Source organism: Massilimicrobiota sp. mt181 (genome assembly GCF_055420065.1).
This window is the reverse complement of the sequence record NZ_JBVAYN010000035.1, coordinates 1-15835: the sequence shown is the minus strand read 5'-3', so window position 1 is coordinate 15835 and position 15835 is coordinate 1. Positions and strand designations below refer to the sequence as shown.

Genomic DNA, 15835 nt, shown 5'->3' with positions numbered 1-15835 from the left:
ATCAATGATGTGCTTTTAGTTGCTGTTCTTTCATGGCTGAAACAGAATTTAATAAATCTTCTTTCTCTTTTTCCATCTTTTCATACATTTCTTCAGATGTCATTTTATGATGAGATGATTCTTGTTGTGTATTTTCATGGAAAGTCTTTTGAAATGCATTTTTAGATTTATCCTCAATTTGACTTCTTAAAAGATTTAAAGTTTTTAATTTATCCATCTCTGTTTCTTTCATTTCTTCAACTTCAGTTTCTAAGTTTTCTTTATTTAAAACAACATCTTCAGTTTTTTCTTCTTTCTGAAATTTATTTTCTTTAAAGTTTCTTTGATAAGCTTCCTTTGCCTGTGAAACAATTTCTTCTTTTTTCATATTCTCGTCCTCCTTTATTTGACAATGACATTATAAAATTCAATACATCAAATATCTAGATTTTATAGTCATTTGATAACGTCATTAACAAAATAAAAAAGTAAATATGAAATTTTTGATTATTTTATTTACAAAAAAAGTGATGTTTCCATCACTTTTAGAATAAACCAATAATTGCCATTGGTGCATTATCACCTTTACGATTATATGTTTTTAAAACACGAGTGTATCCACCATTTTTATCTGCAAATTTTGGTGCAACTTCATCAAATAATTTTTGAACAGCAGTTTTACCAGTAGCAGGATCTACAACATCTTGTAATACTTGTGCTGCTTGTCTTCTTGCATGTAAATCTCCACGTTTTCCTAAAGTAATTAATTCATCCACAATTGAACGAACTTCTTTAGCTCTTGTTACTGTAGTTTCAATTTTTCCATACATGATAACATCTGTAGCTAAGTTACGTAACATTGCTTTTCTATGAGATGATACACGCCCTAATTTTCTATTGTGTGCCATAAATTAGTGCTCCTTCCAATATATTTAATCTGTGATTAATCGACTTGTTTAAAACCTAAACCTAATTCGATTAATTTTTCTTTAACTTCTTTGAGTGATTTCTTACCTAAGTTTCTCACTTTAATCATATCATCTTCACTCTTAGAAGCAAGTTCTTGAACTGTTTGAATACCAGCTCTCTTTAAGCAATTATATGAACGTACAGATAAGTCTAATTCTTCAATAGTCATATCTAATACTTTATTACTTGTGTCTTCTTCAGTTTCGCTCATAACTTCCATGTTCATTGCCATATCAGTTAATTCAACAAACATATTTAAATGTTCCACTAAGATTTTAGCAGCTAATGCTAAAGCTTCATGTGGCTGAATAGACCCGTCAGTTGTAACTTCTAAAGTCAATTGATCATATTTTGCACTTTGTCCTACACGAGTTGGTTCAACGTTATATGCCACTTTAACAACTGGTGAATAAATTGAATCAGTTGCAATGACACCGATTGTATTGATCATTTTTTTGTTTTGATCAGCACTCATGTATCCACGATCTTTATGAGCATACATTTCCATATAGAAATGTGCACCCTCAGCAACGTGTGCAATTTCCATGTCATTTGAAATCATAGTTACATTTGATGGACATTGAATGTCAGCTCCAGTGACAACAGCTGGACCTTTGACATCAATAACCATTGTTACATCGTCATCACCATCAATTGCAAAAACGAGTTTTTTAATGTTTAAGATAATTGAAGTGACATCTTCTACGACACCATCAACTGCAGAAAATTCATGAATAGCTCCCTGAACTTTGATGGCATGTACTGCACATCCAGGAATAGATGATAACAGAACTCTACGTAAAGCATTTCCTAAAGTTGTTCCGAATCCTCTTTCTAAAGGTTCAATAACAAACTTACCATAGAAATCAGTTTCATCATATTCTGCGACATTAAAATTTGCTTTTTCAAACTTTTGCATTATTTCCCTCCTCACTTAGAAATAACTACTTATTTACTTCATTATCCACGAGGACGTTTTGGTGGACGACAACCATTATGTGGAATAGGTGTAACATCGTTGATTGAAGTTACTTCTAATCCAGCAGCTTGTAAAGCTCTTACTGCAGCTTCACGTCCTGGTCCTGGACCTTTAACACATACGTCAACAGTTTTCATACCATGATCCATTGATGCTTTTGCAGCAGCTTCAGCAGCCATTTGAGCAGCATATGGAGTAGATTTTCTTGATCCTTTGAATCCAAGAGCTCCAGCACTAGACCAAGTAATTACATTCCCATGTTCATCAGTTACAGTAACAATTGTGTTATTGAAAGTTGAATGTACATGTGCGACACCTTTTGCTATATTCTTTTTAACACGTCTTTTACCACGAGTATTATTTCTTGCCATTTTCGTTCAACCTCCTATTTTTTCTTACCAGCAATTGGACGAGCTTTTCCTTTACGAGTACGAGCGTTTGTTTTTGTTTTTTGTCCACGTACTGGAAGTCCTTTACGATGACGGATTCCTCTATAGCATCCAATTTCCATTAAACGTTTAATATTTAATGCAACTTCTCTACGAAGGTCTCCTTCTACTTTATAATTTTCTACTTCTTTTCTTAGTTTTCCTTCTTCTTCTTCAGTTAAATCTTTAACTCTTGTATCTTCGCTAATACCAGTCGCAGCACAAATTTTTTGAGCTGTTGGTAAACCGATACCATAAATATAAGTTAAAGAAACTACCACACGTTTATCACGTGGGATATCAACACCTGCTATACGAGCCATTGTCTCTCCTCCTATTAACTAACCTTGTCTTTGTTTATGTTTAGGGTTTTCACAGATTACCATTACTCTACCCTTACGTTTAATTACTCTGCATTTATCGCATATTGGTTTTACTGATGGTCTTACTTTCATCTTAATCTTTACCTCCTTTGGGAAGATTTTCTATTTATGTCTAAATGTGATTCGCCCACGTGTTAAATCATATGGAGAAATTTCTACGGTTACTTTATCCCCCGGTAAAATGCGAATGTAATTCATACGGATTTTACCAGAAACGTGAGCCAGAATAACCGCTCCATTTTCCAACTCTACCTTAAACATTGCATTTGGTAATGTTTCAAGGACAGTTGCTACTACTTCAATAACGTCATCTTTTTTTGCCATTGATTATAACTCCCTTTTACAGTTTTGTCAAAATCTCATACCCATCACTTGTAATGACAATAGTATGTTCATAGTGAGCTGCGAGAGATCTATCTCTTGTTACGACTGTCCAATCGTCATCTAGGACATCTGTTTCAGATCTTCCTAAATGTGCCATTGGCTCGATTGCAAGAGTCATTCCCTCTTTTAATCTAGGTCCTTTCCCTGGTGCTCCATAATTAGGAACAGCAGGATCTTCATGAACTTTTGTTCCAATCCCGTGACCAGTATAATCACGAGGTGTTGAGCATCCATGACTTTCTAGATAAGTTTGCACAGCATGAGATATATCGGATAAACGATTGCCAGGTTTCACTTGGGATAAACCTGCATAAAGTGCTTTTTCTGTCACTTCCATTAAATATGCAGCTTCTTTACTAATGTTTCCTACTGCATAAGTCCAAGCACTATCACCATGATAACCCTTATAACATGCACCAACATCCACTGAAATAATATCCCCATCTTTTAACTTTCTATGACTTGGTATGCCATGTACAACAACTTCATTAATTGAAGTACAGACAGCACCTGGAAAACCATAGAGGTTAAGAAATGACGGTGTTGCACCCGCATCACGAATGACCTTTTCACAAAATTCATTAATTTCCATAGTTGTAATACCAGGTTTAATAAATTCTTTTAAGCGACTGTGAACAAGTGCCACTATGCGACCAGCCTCACGCATTAATTCAATTTCTCTTTGGTCTTTAGTGACAATCATTATTTACCCTCCAAGCTTTTTTCAATGTCTTTAAAGACGTCTTCCATAGGTTGGTCACCATTAATATTAATGATTGTACCTTTCATTGTATAATAATCAATTAAAGGTCTTGTTTGTTTGTTATAAGTATCAAGTCTAATTTTAACAGCTTCTTCGCTCTCATCTTCTCTTTGATACAAAGTCCCACCACATTTGTCACAAACTCCATCAACTTTTGGTGGATTAAATTCAACATGGAATGTTGCTCCACAATCTTTACAAGTTCTTCTTCCAGATAATCTTGTAATTAATTTTTCAACAGGAATATCTAAATTAATAATTGCATCGATTGTAAAGTCAAATTCTTTTGCAATGCTTTCAAGTTCTCTCGCCTGAACGATTGTTCTAGGGAAACCATCTAAGATAAATCCATTTTCAAATGTATTTTCACTTAAATATTCTCTAAGCATTTCAATCGTATAATCGTCTGGTACAAGGTGCCCAAATTGCATAAAATATTTTGCAATAACACCAAATTTAGTTTGTTCACGTAAAGCTTTTCTGAATAAGTCTCCAGTAGATATTTGTGTCAAACCATACTTGTTAACAAGTTTTTCAGCTTGAGTCCCTTTACCAGCACCAGGAGGCCCCATTAAAATAATGTTCATTTTTCTACACCTCTTTTATTATACTATTTTCTTATATATCCATGATACTCTTTACGAGTAATTAAAGTTTTGATTTGTCTTGTTGTTTCAAGAGCAACACCAGTAATGATAATTAAACCAGTTCCACCTAATGTTAATGAAGCATTAGAAGTTTGTGACCAGATAACTGGTGTCATAATCGGAATTGCTGCAACAATCATAAGAAAGATTGATCCGACAACAGTCACTCTATTTAAAACCATGCTAATAAATCTTTCAGTGTCTAAACCAGTTCTAACGCCTGGAATAGAACCCCCATTCTTTTTCAAATCATCACTAATTTTATGTGCATCAATTTGTAAATTAGAATAGAAGAAAGCAAATAAAACAATTAACAATAAGTATAAGCAAAAACCAAATGGTTCCTGATAATTTAAAATTGTATCAATTGTTTGTGTAATATTATTAGAATCCATAAAACTAATAATTGTTCTTGGTGCTGCTAATACTGATGCAGCAAAGATAACAGGTAAAACTCCTGAACTATTAATTTTAATCGGCATATGCGTTTTATCCTTAGTACGCATTGTTGGATTAGAATTTGTTGCATACATAATTGGTATCTTTCTGACTGCACCTTCATTAAATACAACGAAGATAACGATTGCTAAATAGACAATCACAAATAAAGCATACCAAAGAATTCCTAAAACCATTGTTTGAGTTCCATCGCCAAATGTTACTAAATTATTAAATGTTGTAATAAAGTTAGATGGCAGATTGGCTACGATACCAGTAAAGATCAATAATGATGTTCCATTTCCCACACCCTTTTGAGTGATCTGATCTCCAATCCACATTGCTAACATACTTCCAGCAATCATAACTAATACAACATAAGCATAACTCCAAATTGATGATGAATCAAGAATTCCATACATTCTATCAAATGCATATGTTAATGATCCACCTTGGATTGCTGCTAATACTAAAGTAACATAACGTGTTACACGATCTTTTTTCTTTTTTCCTGTATTCCCTTCTTTTCTCCATTGAGTCAATACAGGAATGACATCCATTGATAATAATTCAATAATAATAGATGCTGTAATATATGGAGAAATTCCTAATGCAAAGATAGAAAATCTCTCTAACATACCTCCACCAAGCATGTTCATAATTCCTAGGATACCACTATTAGCTGCTGAAGCAGTAATCGCATCAGCATCAATTGAAGGAATTGTAATAGCAGCACCTAAACGGAATACGAACAACATACCAAGTGTAAAAATTATTCTACGACGTAATTCACCTTTTTTAAAGACATTCTTAAAAAAGTTTAACATCCTAGATCACCTCAGTTTTTCCACCTGCGGCTTCAATGGCAGCAATGGCTGATTTTGAGAATTTCTTTGCTTTAACTGTTAAAGCAACTTCTAATTTCCCATTACCTAAAACTTTTAAACCATCTAATTCCTTTTTAATTAATCCACATTCTTTTAAAGCAGCCATATCTACTACACTACCTGCTTCAAATCTATTTAAATCTTCTACATTAACGATAGCATATTCAACTCTATTGAAGTTTGTGAATCCACGCTTAGGTAAACGCATGAATAATGGTGTTTGTCCACCTTCAAATCCAGGTTTCTTTCCTCCACCACTTCTAGCACCAGCACCTTTTTGCCCTCTTCCAGAAGTTTTTCCATGCCCAGAGCTTGTTCCACGTCCAACACGTTTTCTTTCTCTACGTGCACCTTCAGTATATTGTAATTCGTGTAATTTCATGTTTACACCTCCTACTTACTTTCTTCTACTTTAACAAGGTGTTTAACAGTATTGATCATACCTTGAATAAATTCGTTGTTAACTTTTTCAACTGATTTATGCATTTTTGTTAAACCTAACGCTTTAAGAGTATCCTTTTGATTTTTCTTAGCACCAATTGGACTTTTTACAAGCGTAATGATAACTGTATTTTCTTTTGCCATTTCTTACGCTCCTCCTATCCGTAAATTTCTTCAACTTTTTTATCTCTTAATTCAGCAACTTGTTGAACAGTTTTTAATAATTTTAAACCTTCTACTGTTGCACGAACCATATTGATTGGAGTTCTTGAACCAATTGATTTAGAAATGATATCTGAATATCCAGCTAATTCAACAACAGCACGAACTGGTCCACCAGCGATGATTCCAGTACCTTCAGATGCAGGTCTTAAGAATACATGCCCTGATCCATACATACCATTAATTTCATGAGGAATTGTTCCATGAATGATAGGTACATTAATAATATTTCTTTTAGCTGCTTCAGATGCTTTTCTAATAGCATCAGGTACTTCGTTAGCTTTACCTGTTCCAAATCCAACGCGACCTTTTTTATCACCGATAACGACTAATGCAGCAAAGCGAAATTTACGTCCACCTTTAACAACTTTAGTAACACGGTTAATTGTGACAACACGTTCTTCGAATTCTTTTTCAACTCTTGGTCCATTTCTTCTTGGTCCGTTTCTTCTTGGCCCATTTCTTCTTGGTCCATTTTCTCTTGGTTTACGTTGTTCCATTCTTTAACCTCCCTATTAGAATTTTAATCCAGCTTCTCTAGCAGCATCAGCTAGTGCTTTTACACGACCATGATAAATATATCCACCACGATCGAATACTACATTTTCAATATTTTTTGCAATAGCTCTCTTTGCAATTTCTTTACCAACTTGTGTAGCAGCTTCTACATTTCCACCATTTGCTAGTTTCATATCTACTGAAGATGCAGCAACTAAAGTTACTCCATTAACATCATCAATAATTTGTGCATGGATATGAGAGCTTGAACGGAATACATTTAAACGAGGACATTCAGGAGTTCCACTAATTTTTCTACGAACTCTTGCATGACGTTTTTTACGTAAATCGTTTCTTGACATAGTTTTAGCCATGATAATAGCTCCTTCCTTATTTCATTAACTACTTCTTACCAGCAGTTTTACCTTCTTTTCTAATAATTCTTTCACCAACGTATTTAATACCTTTTCCTTTATAAGGTTCAGGTTTTTTCACAGCTCTAATTCTTGCTGCAATTTCTCCAACTCTTTCTTTAGAGATTCCAGAAACAATAATTGATGTTTGAGATGGAGTTTCAATCTTAACTCCTTCTTCTCCTTCAACTTCTACTGGATGAGAATATCCTACATTTAATACTAATTTATTACCTTGCATTTGAGCACGATAACCAATACCAACAACTTCTAATTCTTTTTTATAACCGTTGTGTACACCTTCGATCATATTAAAAAGTAAAGCTCTTGTTGTACCGTGTAATTGTTTTACATGTTTTTGTTCACTACTTCTGCTTACTGTAATTGTATTTTCATCCATATTGATATTAATCAATGGTGAAAATTGTCTGACTAAAGTCCCTTTTGCACCTGTGACAGTTACAGTATTATCAGCAGCGATTTCAACTTTTACGCCTTCAGGTACGTTGATAATCTTATTACCTACACGAGACATCAGTTACACCTCCTGTTTCTTTTATTTATTACCAAATATATGCTAAGACTTCTCCACCGATTTGTTTAGCTCTAGCTTCTTTATCAGTCATTAATCCTTGAGAAGTTGATAATATAACAATTCCTAAACCATTTAATACCTTAGGGATTTCATTTACTTTTGCATATTGACGAAGTCCTGGTTTAGAAACTCTCTTTAATCCAGTGATAACTCTATCATTTCCTTTATATTTTAAAGTGATGACAATGTTTTTAATGACACCTTCACCTTCAACTTTATATCCTTTAATAAATCCTTCGTTTTTCAAAATTTCAGCTAATTGCACTTTTAATTTTGATGCAGGAACCACAACTTCATCATGACGTTGTTGATTCGCATTACGAATTCTTGTTAACATATCTGCAATTGGATCTGTCATTTGAAATGTCCTCCTTCCATTTGGATGATTTGATTACCAGCTTGCTTTTTTAACACCAGGAATTTCACCTTTATAAGCTAATTCTCTGAAGCAAATACGGCATAATTTAAATTTTCTAATTACTGCATGTGGACGTCCACAACGTTCGCATCTTGTATATTCACGAACTTTGTATTTTTGAGGACGTTGTTGTTTAACTTTCATTGATGTTTTAGCCATTAATTAAGTCCTCCTTATTTATGGAATGGCATTCCTAATTGTGCTAATAATTCATGACCTTCTTCATCAGTTTTAGCAGTTGTTACGAATACGATATCCATTCCTCTGATTTTGTTTACTTTATCGAAATTGATTTCAGGGAAAATTAATTGTTCTTTAACACCTAAAGTGTAATTTCCTCTTCCATCAAAAGAATTCTTTGGTACACCTCTAAAATCTCTTACACGAGGTAAAGAAATACTAATTAATTTATCTAAGAATTCATACATTCTTTCTCCACGTAAAGTGACTTTACAACCAATTGGCATTCCTTCACGTAATTTAAATCCAGCAATTGATTTTTTAGCTTTAGTAATCACTGGTTTTTGTCCTGAAATTAAAGTTAATTCTTCAACAGCTTCATCTAATAATTTAGAGTTGCTAACAGCATCACCAACACCGATGTTGATAACAATTTTTTCCATAGCTGGAACTTGCATTACAGAACTATAATTAAATTTAGTCATTAATGACTTAACAATTTCACTTTCATAACGTTCCTTTAGTCGGTTCATTATTTAACCTCCTTCCGATTACTTTTTCTTCTTTGTAGTTTTATCTAATGCTTTTCCTGTTTTCTTATTAATACGGTATTTTTTACCTTCTTCATCGAAAGCATATCCGATTTTTACAGCTTGTTTTGCTTTTGAATCATAGTATGCAACATTTGAAACATGAATTGGTGCTTCTCTTGTTACAATACCACCTTCTGGATCAGCTTGTGAAGGTTTGATGTGTTTAGTTACCATATTCACACCTTCAACAATCACTCTATCTTCTTTTCTTAGAATTTGAATAATTTCTCCAGTTTTTCCTTTATCGCTACCAGCGATAACTTGAACTGTATCACCAACACGTAATTTCATCTTCTCGTCTCCTCCTATAATACCTCAGGAGCTAATGATACGATTTTCATGAAATCTGCATCTCTTAACTCTCTTGCTACCGGTCCAAAGATACGAGTTCCTCTAGGTGAATTATCATCTTTGATAATAACACATGCATTATCATCAAATTTAATATATGAACCATTTTCACGGTTAACACCATATTTTGTTCTTACGATGACAGCTTTTACAACTTCACCTTTTTTAACTGTACCACCTGGAGTCGCTTGTTTCACTGTCGCTACGACTATATCACCGATGTTACTAAATTTTCTATTTGAACCACCAAGGTTTCTAATTACTAGTACTTCTTTTGCTCCTGTATTGTCAGCAACTTTTAATCTGCTTTCATTCTGGATCATTCAAGTGACCTCCTTTCAGATTTTATGAATTAAATAATGTCTGCTTTCTTTACGACTTCTACTAAACGGAAACGTTTAGTTGCTGATAATGGGCGTGTTGCCATAATTTTTACAACATCTCCATCTCTAGCAATATTTTCTTCATCATGAGCCTTAAACTTTTTAGAAGATTTAACACGTTTTCCGTATTTTTTGTGTTTTACATGAGTTTCAACTAAAACAGTAATTGTTTTATCCATTTTTGTAGAAACAACTGTTCCAGTATAAACCTTACGATTATTTCTTTCCATAGTCTACTCCTTCTATTTGTTTAATTCTCTTTCTCTAATAACTGTTTTAATTCTTGCGATATTTTTTCTAACTGTTCTAATACGAGCAGTATTTTCTAATTGTCCTGTTGCTTGTTGGAATCTTAATCCAAATAATTCTTTTTTGTACTCTTCTACTTTGTTAAGTAATTCTTGAGTTTCTGTATTTCTAATATCTTGAACTGTCACAATTACTCACCTCTTCCAATAATCTTACATTTCACTGGTAATTTGTGAGATGCAAGTCTTAATGCTTCTCTTGCAACTTCTTCTTCTACACCAGCAACTTCGAACATAACGCGACCTGTTTTGACAACTGCTACCCATTCTTCTGGAGCACCTTTACCTGAACCCATACGGACTTCAAGAGGTTTCTTTGTTTTAGCTAAATGAGGGAAGATTCTAATCCAAACTTGCCCACCACGTTTCATATAACGGTTCATAGCGATACGAGCAGCTTCGATTTGTCTTGAAGTAATCCAAGCACCTTCTAAAGCCTGTAATCCATATTCACCAAAAGAAACTTGAGTTCCACCTTTAGCTTTACCTTCATATTTGATTCTATGAGGTCTTCTATATTTAGTTCTCTTAGGCATCAACATGATTATTTATCCCCTTTCTTCTTTGCAGGAAGAATTTCTCCCTTACAAATCCAAACTTTTACTCCTAATTTTCCATAAGTTGTGTCAGCTTCAGCAGTCGCATAATCAATGTCAGCTCTTAATGTATGAAGAGGTACAACACCTTCAGAATAACCTTCAGTTCTTGCCATATCAGCACCACCTAAACGTCCTGAAACAGCTGTTTTGATTCCTTTAGCACCAGCTCTCATTGCAGCTTGAATAGCTCTTTTTTGAACTGTTCTAAATGAAGCACGGTTTTCTAATTGTTCAGCAATCTTGTTTGCTACAAGTTGAGCAACAACATCTGGATTTTTAATTTCAACGATATTGATAAACACTTGTTTACCATTAACCATTTTTGCAACTTCTTTTCTTAATGCATCAACAGCTTCTCCATCTTTTCCAATAACAACACCTGGACGAGATGTATGAACATAGATGCTTACACGATTTTTAGATCTTTCAATTTCAATATTAGCGACATAAGCGCCTTTTAACTTTGCATATAAGAATTCACGAATTTTGATATCTTCGTGTAATAATGAAGCAAAGTCTTTATCATTAGCGTACCATCTTGAATTCCAATTACGGTTAACGCCAACACGTAATCCTACTGGACTTACTTTTTGACCCATACTTTGCCCTCCTATCTTTCAGCAACCACACAAGTGATGTGGCTTGTTCTTTTTAAAATTTGAGTTCCGCTTCCTTTTGCTCTTGCACGGAATCTTTTTAATGTAGGACCTTCGTCTACATAAATTTCTTTGATGTATAATTTATCTTCTTCTGCACCTTCATTGAATACAGCGTTTTGTGCAGCAGATTTAACGACTTTAATGATTGCAGGAGTTGCACTTTTATTAACGAATTCTAAGATTCCAAGTGCTTCTTTTACTTGCTTCCCTCTTACCAAGTCAACAACTAATCTTGCTTTTTGAGGTGAAACACGAATCATTTTAGCTTGAGCTCTTGCTTCCATGTTTATTTTCTCCTCTCTTTCTATTTACCAGATTTTTTATCATCAGCATCATGACCATGATAAGTTCTTGTAGGAGCAAATTCTCCTAATTTATGTCCAACCATATCTTCAGTAACATATACTGGGATGTGTTCTCTTCCGTTATAAACTGCGAACGTATGTTCAATAAATTGTGGGAAGATTGTAGAACGTCTTGACCATGTTTTAATGACTTCTTTTTTGTTAGCAGCATTTAATGCTTCAACTTTTTTCATTAAGTGTTCATCCACGAATGGACCTTTTTTTAAACTTCTTGCCATATTCTATAACCCTCCTTCTTATTTACCGTTACGACGACGTACGATTAATTTATTTGAAGCTTTTTTACTATTTCTAGTTTTAACTCCAAGAGCTTTTTTACCCCATGGAGTCATTGGAGCTTTACGACCGATTGAAGTTCTACCTTCACCACCACCATGAGGGTGATCATTAGGGTTCATAACAGAACCACGAACTGTAGGTCTAATACCTTTCCATCTGTTACGTCCAGCTTTACCAATATTAACTAATCCATGATCTTCATTTCCAACAACACCAACTGTTGCTCTACAAACTGCTAAGAATTTTCTCACTTCACCAGAAGCTAATCTTACAGTAACATATTTTCCTTCTTTACCTAAGATTTGAGCAGAAACACCTGCAGATCTAGCGATTTGTCCACCTTTTCCAGGATGCATTTCAATATTGTGGATAACAGTACCTTCTGGCATATTTCCCATTGGTAAGCTGTTTCCTACGATAATATCAGCATGTTCACCAGATACAATTTTCATTCCTACTTCTAATCCTTTAGGTGCAAGAATATATCTTTTTTCACCATCAACATAATGAATTAATGCGATGTTTGCAGATCTATTTGGATCATATTCAATTGTGGCAACTTTACCAACAATATCATCTTTATTACGTTTAAAATCAATAATACGATATAAACGTTTATGTCCACCACCGTGATGACGAGTAGTGATGACACCTTGATTATTACGTCCACCTTTTTTTGATAAACGAACTGTTAATGATTTCTCTGGCTTATTTGTTGTAATTTCTTCATAAGTTAAAGAAGTCATATTACGACGTCCGTTTGTCGTAGGCTTATATGCTTTAATAGGCATTTGATTTCCTCCTTATTTATCTTATCTGGAATGGAGTTCATTCCAATAGTTCTTACAATTATTCTTCACCGAATAAATCGATTGAATAACCTTCTTTTAATTTAACAATAGCTTTTCTTCTTCTTTTTGTTTTACCAACGTATCTACCCATTCTTTTTGTTTTAGGTTTCACATTCATAATGTTTACACTATCAACTTTAACATCAAACATTTTTTCAACTGCAACTTTAACTTCAGTTTTATTAGCAGTTAAATCTACATCAAATGTATATTTGTTTTCGTTTTGTTGTAACAATAAAGATTTTTCAGTAAGTACTGGTTTCTTTAAAACATCTGTAATATGTGCCATTATGCCAATACCTCCTCAACAGCTTTGATAGCTCCTTCAGTCATTACTAACTTAGTGCTATCTAAGATATCATATACGTTAAGTCCTTTTGAATCGATCACTTTAACACCAGGAATATTTCTTGCTGATAAAGCTACGTTTTCATCAACTTCGTCCATAACGATTAATGTTTTTCTGTTAGCTTCTAAGTTTTCTAACACTTTAACCATCGCTTTTGTCTTTGGTGCTTCCATAGCGATATTATCTAAAACAGTTAATTCACTATCAATCACTTTTTGACTTAAAGCAGATTTAAGTGCTAAACGTCTTACTTTTCTGTTCATTTTTAATTTATAGTTTCTATCTGGTGTAGGACCAAATACAACTCCTCCACCTCTCCATTGTGGAGCACGGATAGATCCTTGTCTTGCTCTACCTGTACCTTTTTGACGCCAAGGTTTCTTTCCTCCACCTTTAACTTCAGTACGGTTTTTCACTTTATGAGTCCCTTGTCTCCATGAAGCTCTTTGTAGTAAGACCATATCAAAGATTGCTTGGTTATTTGGTTCAATACCAAATACAGATTCATTTAATTCTGTATCTTTAACTTTTTGTCCTTCTTGATTATATACTGCAACTTTTAACATTAGTTTTCCTCCTTTCGCTTCATTATTCAGCAGTTTCCACTGCATCAGTAGTTTCTTCTACCACTGGACTTTCAGTTTCATATACAACTAAATCCTTAGCAGGATTTACTTTTCCATTTCCTTTAACTGCAGATTTGACAACAACTAATCCTTTTTTAGGACCAGGGATTGATCCGCTAATTAACAATACATTGTTTTCAACATCAACAGCAACGATTTCCAAGTTTTGAACTGTTCTTGTAACATGTCCCATATGTCCTGGTAATTTTTTACCTGGAGCGATTCTGTTAGGAGCAATTGGCCCCATTGAACCAACGATTCTATGTGCACCAGAACCATGTCCCATTGGTCCTCTTTGTTGTCCATGTCTTTTTATAACACCTTGATAACCTTTACCTTTGCTAGTTCCTGTTACATCAACCACTTCACCAGCTACAAAGCTATCAACTTTAATTTCTTGACCAACTTCATAACTCATCATTTCGTCAAAACGAAATTCTCTAATGAAGCGCTTAGGAGCTGTTTCAGCTTTTGCAACATGACCTTTATGAGCTTTTGTTGCTAATTTTTCTCTCTTGTCTTCAAAACCAACTTGGATAGCATCATATCCGTCAGTAGCAACTGTTTTCTTTTGTAATACAACGTTTGGTGTTGCTTCTACAACTGTTACTGGGATTAATTTTCCATCAGTAGTGAAAACTTGAGTCATTCCAATCTTACGACCTAAGATTCCTTTCATGAGTTACACCTTTACCTTTCCTTATAATTTAATTTCGATATCAACACCACTTGGTAATTCTAAACGAGTTAATACATCAACTGTTTCTGGTGTTGGATTCACAATGTCAATTAGACGTTTGTGAGTTCTGATTTCAAATTGTTCACGTGAATCTTTATACTTGTGAACTGCTCTTAAAATTGTATAAATTTCTTTTTCAGTTGGTAGAGGTACAGGACCTACAACTTGTGCTCCTGACTTCTTCGCAGCTGATACAATTTTTTCAGCAGAAGTATCTAAGATTTTGTGATCAAATGATTTCAAACGAATTCTAATTTTGTTGTTTGCCATGACTTATTCCTCCTTCTTGCCAATTTATTGGCCCGCTCGATGCGAATTCCCTGAATACGTCCTCCGCTCATGACAACGGCTATCAGCGTTTCAGCAACCTCACACTTCTACGCGTTCACAACAATGGCATTTTACACTAAAATGCGCTTTAAATCAAGCTTTTTTCATAATATTTTTACAAAAATTTAAAGATATTTTAACTGCTTATTTTTTTATGAAAAAAGGTGCTCAAATAGCATTTATTTCAACATCAATCGACTTTCTTTTATAAGTAAAAGTAAATATATGATGACTACTTAAAAAGCCTTTCTTTAAACATCTACAACAATTATTCATTATGTTACCTTACTATATGAAATCTAACCCTTTATATTAGAAAGAACTAATCCTCTATTCCCCATTTATTTTTCACTATCAACTATACAATAATGCAACATAAAAACCAAAACGTTTCTTCATGCTTCCTAAATCATACAAAACAAACATATCTATAATATATATAATGGATTTTCTAACTATTAAAAAAATATCAAATAATCATTATTATGGAAATCAAATCAAAAACATAAGAATATACCAAAAATAAATATAGAAATATATGATTCTGCAATCTTCTCATCATGAACAATCAAAATTTCAAAATCTTTCACTCTGTTCATTGATATATCATTATCTTTATAATGAAAGCCGATGTAGTAAAAAAACAAATTGTCAAAGAAACAAATTTTAGATTTATCAATTTTTGATAATTCCTTATAAATATGGAAAAATCCGATAGGCACTTTGAATAATGCTATCGGATTTTTTATATGTCCTTTTTCCCATATAAATAAAAAAAA

Annotated in this window: 31 protein-coding genes; all 31 read right to left on the bottom strand. The window is 33.7% G+C overall.

Annotated features, from left to right (window positions below; all coding sequences use genetic code 11):
• Position 1: 1 nt before the first annotated feature.
• On the bottom strand, positions 2 to 367 hold the full coding sequence (locus ACZYT4_RS13160) for a hypothetical protein (RefSeq protein WP_463786568.1): 366 nt from the start codon (positions 365 to 367) through the stop codon (positions 2 to 4).
• Positions 368 to 524: 157 nt separating this feature from the next.
• A complete protein-coding gene (gene rplQ / locus ACZYT4_RS13155) occupies positions 525 to 887 on the bottom strand; it encodes a 50S ribosomal protein L17 (RefSeq protein WP_463786564.1) in 363 nt (120 codons plus the stop codon).
• Positions 888 to 922: 35 nt separating this feature from the next.
• The gene (locus ACZYT4_RS13150; protein WP_087245398.1) at positions 923 to 1867 is read right to left on the bottom strand and encodes a DNA-directed RNA polymerase subunit alpha; all 945 of its coding nucleotides are present in this window, start codon (positions 1865 to 1867) and stop codon (positions 923 to 925) included.
• Positions 1868 to 1908: 41 nt separating this feature from the next.
• Entirely contained in the window at positions 1909 to 2298 is a 390-nt protein-coding gene (rpsK, locus tag ACZYT4_RS13145) for a 30S ribosomal protein S11 (protein ID WP_087245396.1), read from the bottom strand.
• 14 nt (positions 2299 to 2312) lie between these two features.
• On the bottom strand, positions 2313 to 2678 hold the full coding sequence (gene rpsM / locus ACZYT4_RS13140) for a 30S ribosomal protein S13 (RefSeq protein WP_463786560.1): 366 nt from the start codon (positions 2676 to 2678) through the stop codon (positions 2313 to 2315).
• Positions 2679 to 2696: 18 nt separating this feature from the next.
• On the bottom strand, positions 2697 to 2810 hold the full coding sequence (gene rpmJ, locus ACZYT4_RS13135; RefSeq protein ID WP_006505646.1) for a 50S ribosomal protein L36: 114 nt from the start codon (positions 2808 to 2810) through the stop codon (positions 2697 to 2699).
• Positions 2811 to 2840: 30 nt separating this feature from the next.
• Positions 2841 to 3062: a translation initiation factor IF-1 gene (gene infA / locus ACZYT4_RS13130; RefSeq protein WP_463786557.1), complete on the bottom strand. Its 222-nt coding sequence runs from the start codon at positions 3060 to 3062 to the stop codon at positions 2841 to 2843.
• A 16-nt stretch (positions 3063 to 3078) separates the two neighbouring features.
• Positions 3079 to 3825, bottom strand: coding sequence for a type I methionyl aminopeptidase (map, locus tag ACZYT4_RS13125; RefSeq protein ID WP_463786555.1), 747 nt, complete (start codon positions 3823 to 3825; stop codon positions 3079 to 3081).
• Positions 3825 to 4472: an adenylate kinase gene (locus tag ACZYT4_RS13120; RefSeq protein WP_463786553.1), complete on the bottom strand. Its 648-nt coding sequence runs from the start codon at positions 4470 to 4472 to the stop codon at positions 3825 to 3827. The genes map and ACZYT4_RS13120 overlap by 1 nt, the downstream gene beginning before the upstream one ends.
• A gap of 23 nt (positions 4473 to 4495) precedes the next feature.
• Positions 4496 to 5797: a preprotein translocase subunit SecY gene (secY, locus tag ACZYT4_RS13115; protein ID WP_463786550.1), complete on the bottom strand. Its 1302-nt coding sequence runs from the start codon at positions 5795 to 5797 to the stop codon at positions 4496 to 4498.
• A 1-nt stretch (position 5798) separates the two neighbouring features.
• Positions 5799 to 6239, bottom strand: coding sequence for a 50S ribosomal protein L15 (gene rplO, locus ACZYT4_RS13110; protein WP_463786545.1), 441 nt, complete (start codon positions 6237 to 6239; stop codon positions 5799 to 5801).
• An 11-nt stretch (positions 6240 to 6250) separates the two neighbouring features.
• The gene (gene rpmD, locus ACZYT4_RS13105) at positions 6251 to 6442 is read right to left on the bottom strand and encodes a 50S ribosomal protein L30 (RefSeq protein WP_463786543.1); all 192 of its coding nucleotides are present in this window, start codon (positions 6440 to 6442) and stop codon (positions 6251 to 6253) included.
• Positions 6443 to 6456: 14 nt separating this feature from the next.
• The gene (rpsE, locus tag ACZYT4_RS13100) at positions 6457 to 7020 is read right to left on the bottom strand and encodes a 30S ribosomal protein S5 (protein WP_463786540.1); all 564 of its coding nucleotides are present in this window, start codon (positions 7018 to 7020) and stop codon (positions 6457 to 6459) included.
• A gap of 15 nt (positions 7021 to 7035) precedes the next feature.
• Positions 7036 to 7392 carry a 50S ribosomal protein L18 gene (gene rplR / locus ACZYT4_RS13095; RefSeq protein ID WP_463786539.1) on the bottom strand — a complete coding sequence of 119 codons (357 nt, stop codon included), beginning with the start codon at positions 7390 to 7392 and terminating at the stop codon, positions 7036 to 7038.
• 28 nt (positions 7393 to 7420) lie between these two features.
• Positions 7421 to 7966 (bottom strand): 50S ribosomal protein L6, encoded by a 546-nt coding sequence (gene rplF, locus ACZYT4_RS13090; protein WP_463786536.1) that lies wholly within the window; start codon positions 7964 to 7966, stop codon positions 7421 to 7423.
• Positions 7967 to 7994: 28 nt separating this feature from the next.
• On the bottom strand, positions 7995 to 8384 hold the full coding sequence (rpsH, locus tag ACZYT4_RS13085) for a 30S ribosomal protein S8 (RefSeq protein WP_463786534.1): 390 nt from the start codon (positions 8382 to 8384) through the stop codon (positions 7995 to 7997).
• A gap of 33 nt (positions 8385 to 8417) precedes the next feature.
• Positions 8418 to 8603: a type Z 30S ribosomal protein S14 gene (locus tag ACZYT4_RS13080; RefSeq protein ID WP_066447586.1), complete on the bottom strand. Its 186-nt coding sequence runs from the start codon at positions 8601 to 8603 to the stop codon at positions 8418 to 8420.
• Between the two features lie 14 nt (positions 8604 to 8617).
• Positions 8618 to 9157, bottom strand: a complete 540-nt coding sequence (gene rplE, locus ACZYT4_RS13075; RefSeq protein ID WP_463786531.1) for a 50S ribosomal protein L5 — start codon at positions 9155 to 9157, stop codon at positions 8618 to 8620.
• 18 nt (positions 9158 to 9175) lie between these two features.
• Positions 9176 to 9508, bottom strand: coding sequence for a 50S ribosomal protein L24 (gene rplX / locus ACZYT4_RS13070; protein WP_463786528.1), 333 nt, complete (start codon positions 9506 to 9508; stop codon positions 9176 to 9178).
• Positions 9509 to 9522: 14 nt separating this feature from the next.
• Positions 9523 to 9891, bottom strand: coding sequence for a 50S ribosomal protein L14 (rplN, locus tag ACZYT4_RS13065; RefSeq protein ID WP_087357960.1), 369 nt, complete (start codon positions 9889 to 9891; stop codon positions 9523 to 9525).
• Positions 9892 to 9920: 29 nt separating this feature from the next.
• Positions 9921 to 10181, bottom strand: a complete 261-nt coding sequence (rpsQ, locus tag ACZYT4_RS13060; RefSeq protein ID WP_463786525.1) for a 30S ribosomal protein S17 — start codon at positions 10179 to 10181, stop codon at positions 9921 to 9923.
• A 12-nt stretch (positions 10182 to 10193) separates the two neighbouring features.
• On the bottom strand, positions 10194 to 10388 hold the full coding sequence (rpmC, locus tag ACZYT4_RS13055; protein WP_463786522.1) for a 50S ribosomal protein L29: 195 nt from the start codon (positions 10386 to 10388) through the stop codon (positions 10194 to 10196).
• 2 nt (positions 10389 to 10390) lie between these two features.
• Positions 10391 to 10801 (bottom strand): 50S ribosomal protein L16, encoded by a 411-nt coding sequence (rplP, locus tag ACZYT4_RS13050; RefSeq protein WP_087304983.1) that lies wholly within the window; start codon positions 10799 to 10801, stop codon positions 10391 to 10393.
• Positions 10802 to 10803: 2 nt separating this feature from the next.
• Positions 10804 to 11457 carry a 30S ribosomal protein S3 gene (gene rpsC / locus ACZYT4_RS13045; protein WP_087245358.1) on the bottom strand — a complete coding sequence of 218 codons (654 nt, stop codon included), beginning with the start codon at positions 11455 to 11457 and terminating at the stop codon, positions 10804 to 10806.
• A gap of 11 nt (positions 11458 to 11468) precedes the next feature.
• Positions 11469 to 11801, bottom strand: coding sequence for a 50S ribosomal protein L22 (gene rplV, locus ACZYT4_RS13040; protein WP_087245356.1), 333 nt, complete (start codon positions 11799 to 11801; stop codon positions 11469 to 11471).
• A gap of 20 nt (positions 11802 to 11821) precedes the next feature.
• On the bottom strand, positions 11822 to 12100 hold the full coding sequence (gene rpsS / locus ACZYT4_RS13035; RefSeq protein WP_087245354.1) for a 30S ribosomal protein S19: 279 nt from the start codon (positions 12098 to 12100) through the stop codon (positions 11822 to 11824).
• Between the two features lie 18 nt (positions 12101 to 12118).
• The gene (gene rplB / locus ACZYT4_RS13030) at positions 12119 to 12952 is read right to left on the bottom strand and encodes a 50S ribosomal protein L2 (protein ID WP_463786516.1); all 834 of its coding nucleotides are present in this window, start codon (positions 12950 to 12952) and stop codon (positions 12119 to 12121) included.
• A 58-nt stretch (positions 12953 to 13010) separates the two neighbouring features.
• Positions 13011 to 13301, bottom strand: coding sequence for a 50S ribosomal protein L23 (rplW, locus tag ACZYT4_RS13025; RefSeq protein ID WP_463786513.1), 291 nt, complete (start codon positions 13299 to 13301; stop codon positions 13011 to 13013).
• Entirely contained in the window at positions 13301 to 13927 is a 627-nt protein-coding gene (rplD, locus tag ACZYT4_RS13020) for a 50S ribosomal protein L4 (protein WP_463786511.1), read from the bottom strand. The genes rplW and rplD overlap by 1 nt, the downstream gene beginning before the upstream one ends.
• A gap of 22 nt (positions 13928 to 13949) precedes the next feature.
• Positions 13950 to 14666: a 50S ribosomal protein L3 gene (gene rplC / locus ACZYT4_RS13015; RefSeq protein ID WP_463786509.1), complete on the bottom strand. Its 717-nt coding sequence runs from the start codon at positions 14664 to 14666 to the stop codon at positions 13950 to 13952.
• A 21-nt stretch (positions 14667 to 14687) separates the two neighbouring features.
• On the bottom strand, positions 14688 to 14996 hold the full coding sequence (gene rpsJ / locus ACZYT4_RS13010; protein ID WP_463786507.1) for a 30S ribosomal protein S10: 309 nt from the start codon (positions 14994 to 14996) through the stop codon (positions 14688 to 14690).
• Between the last annotated feature and the right edge of the window lie 839 nt (positions 14997 to 15835).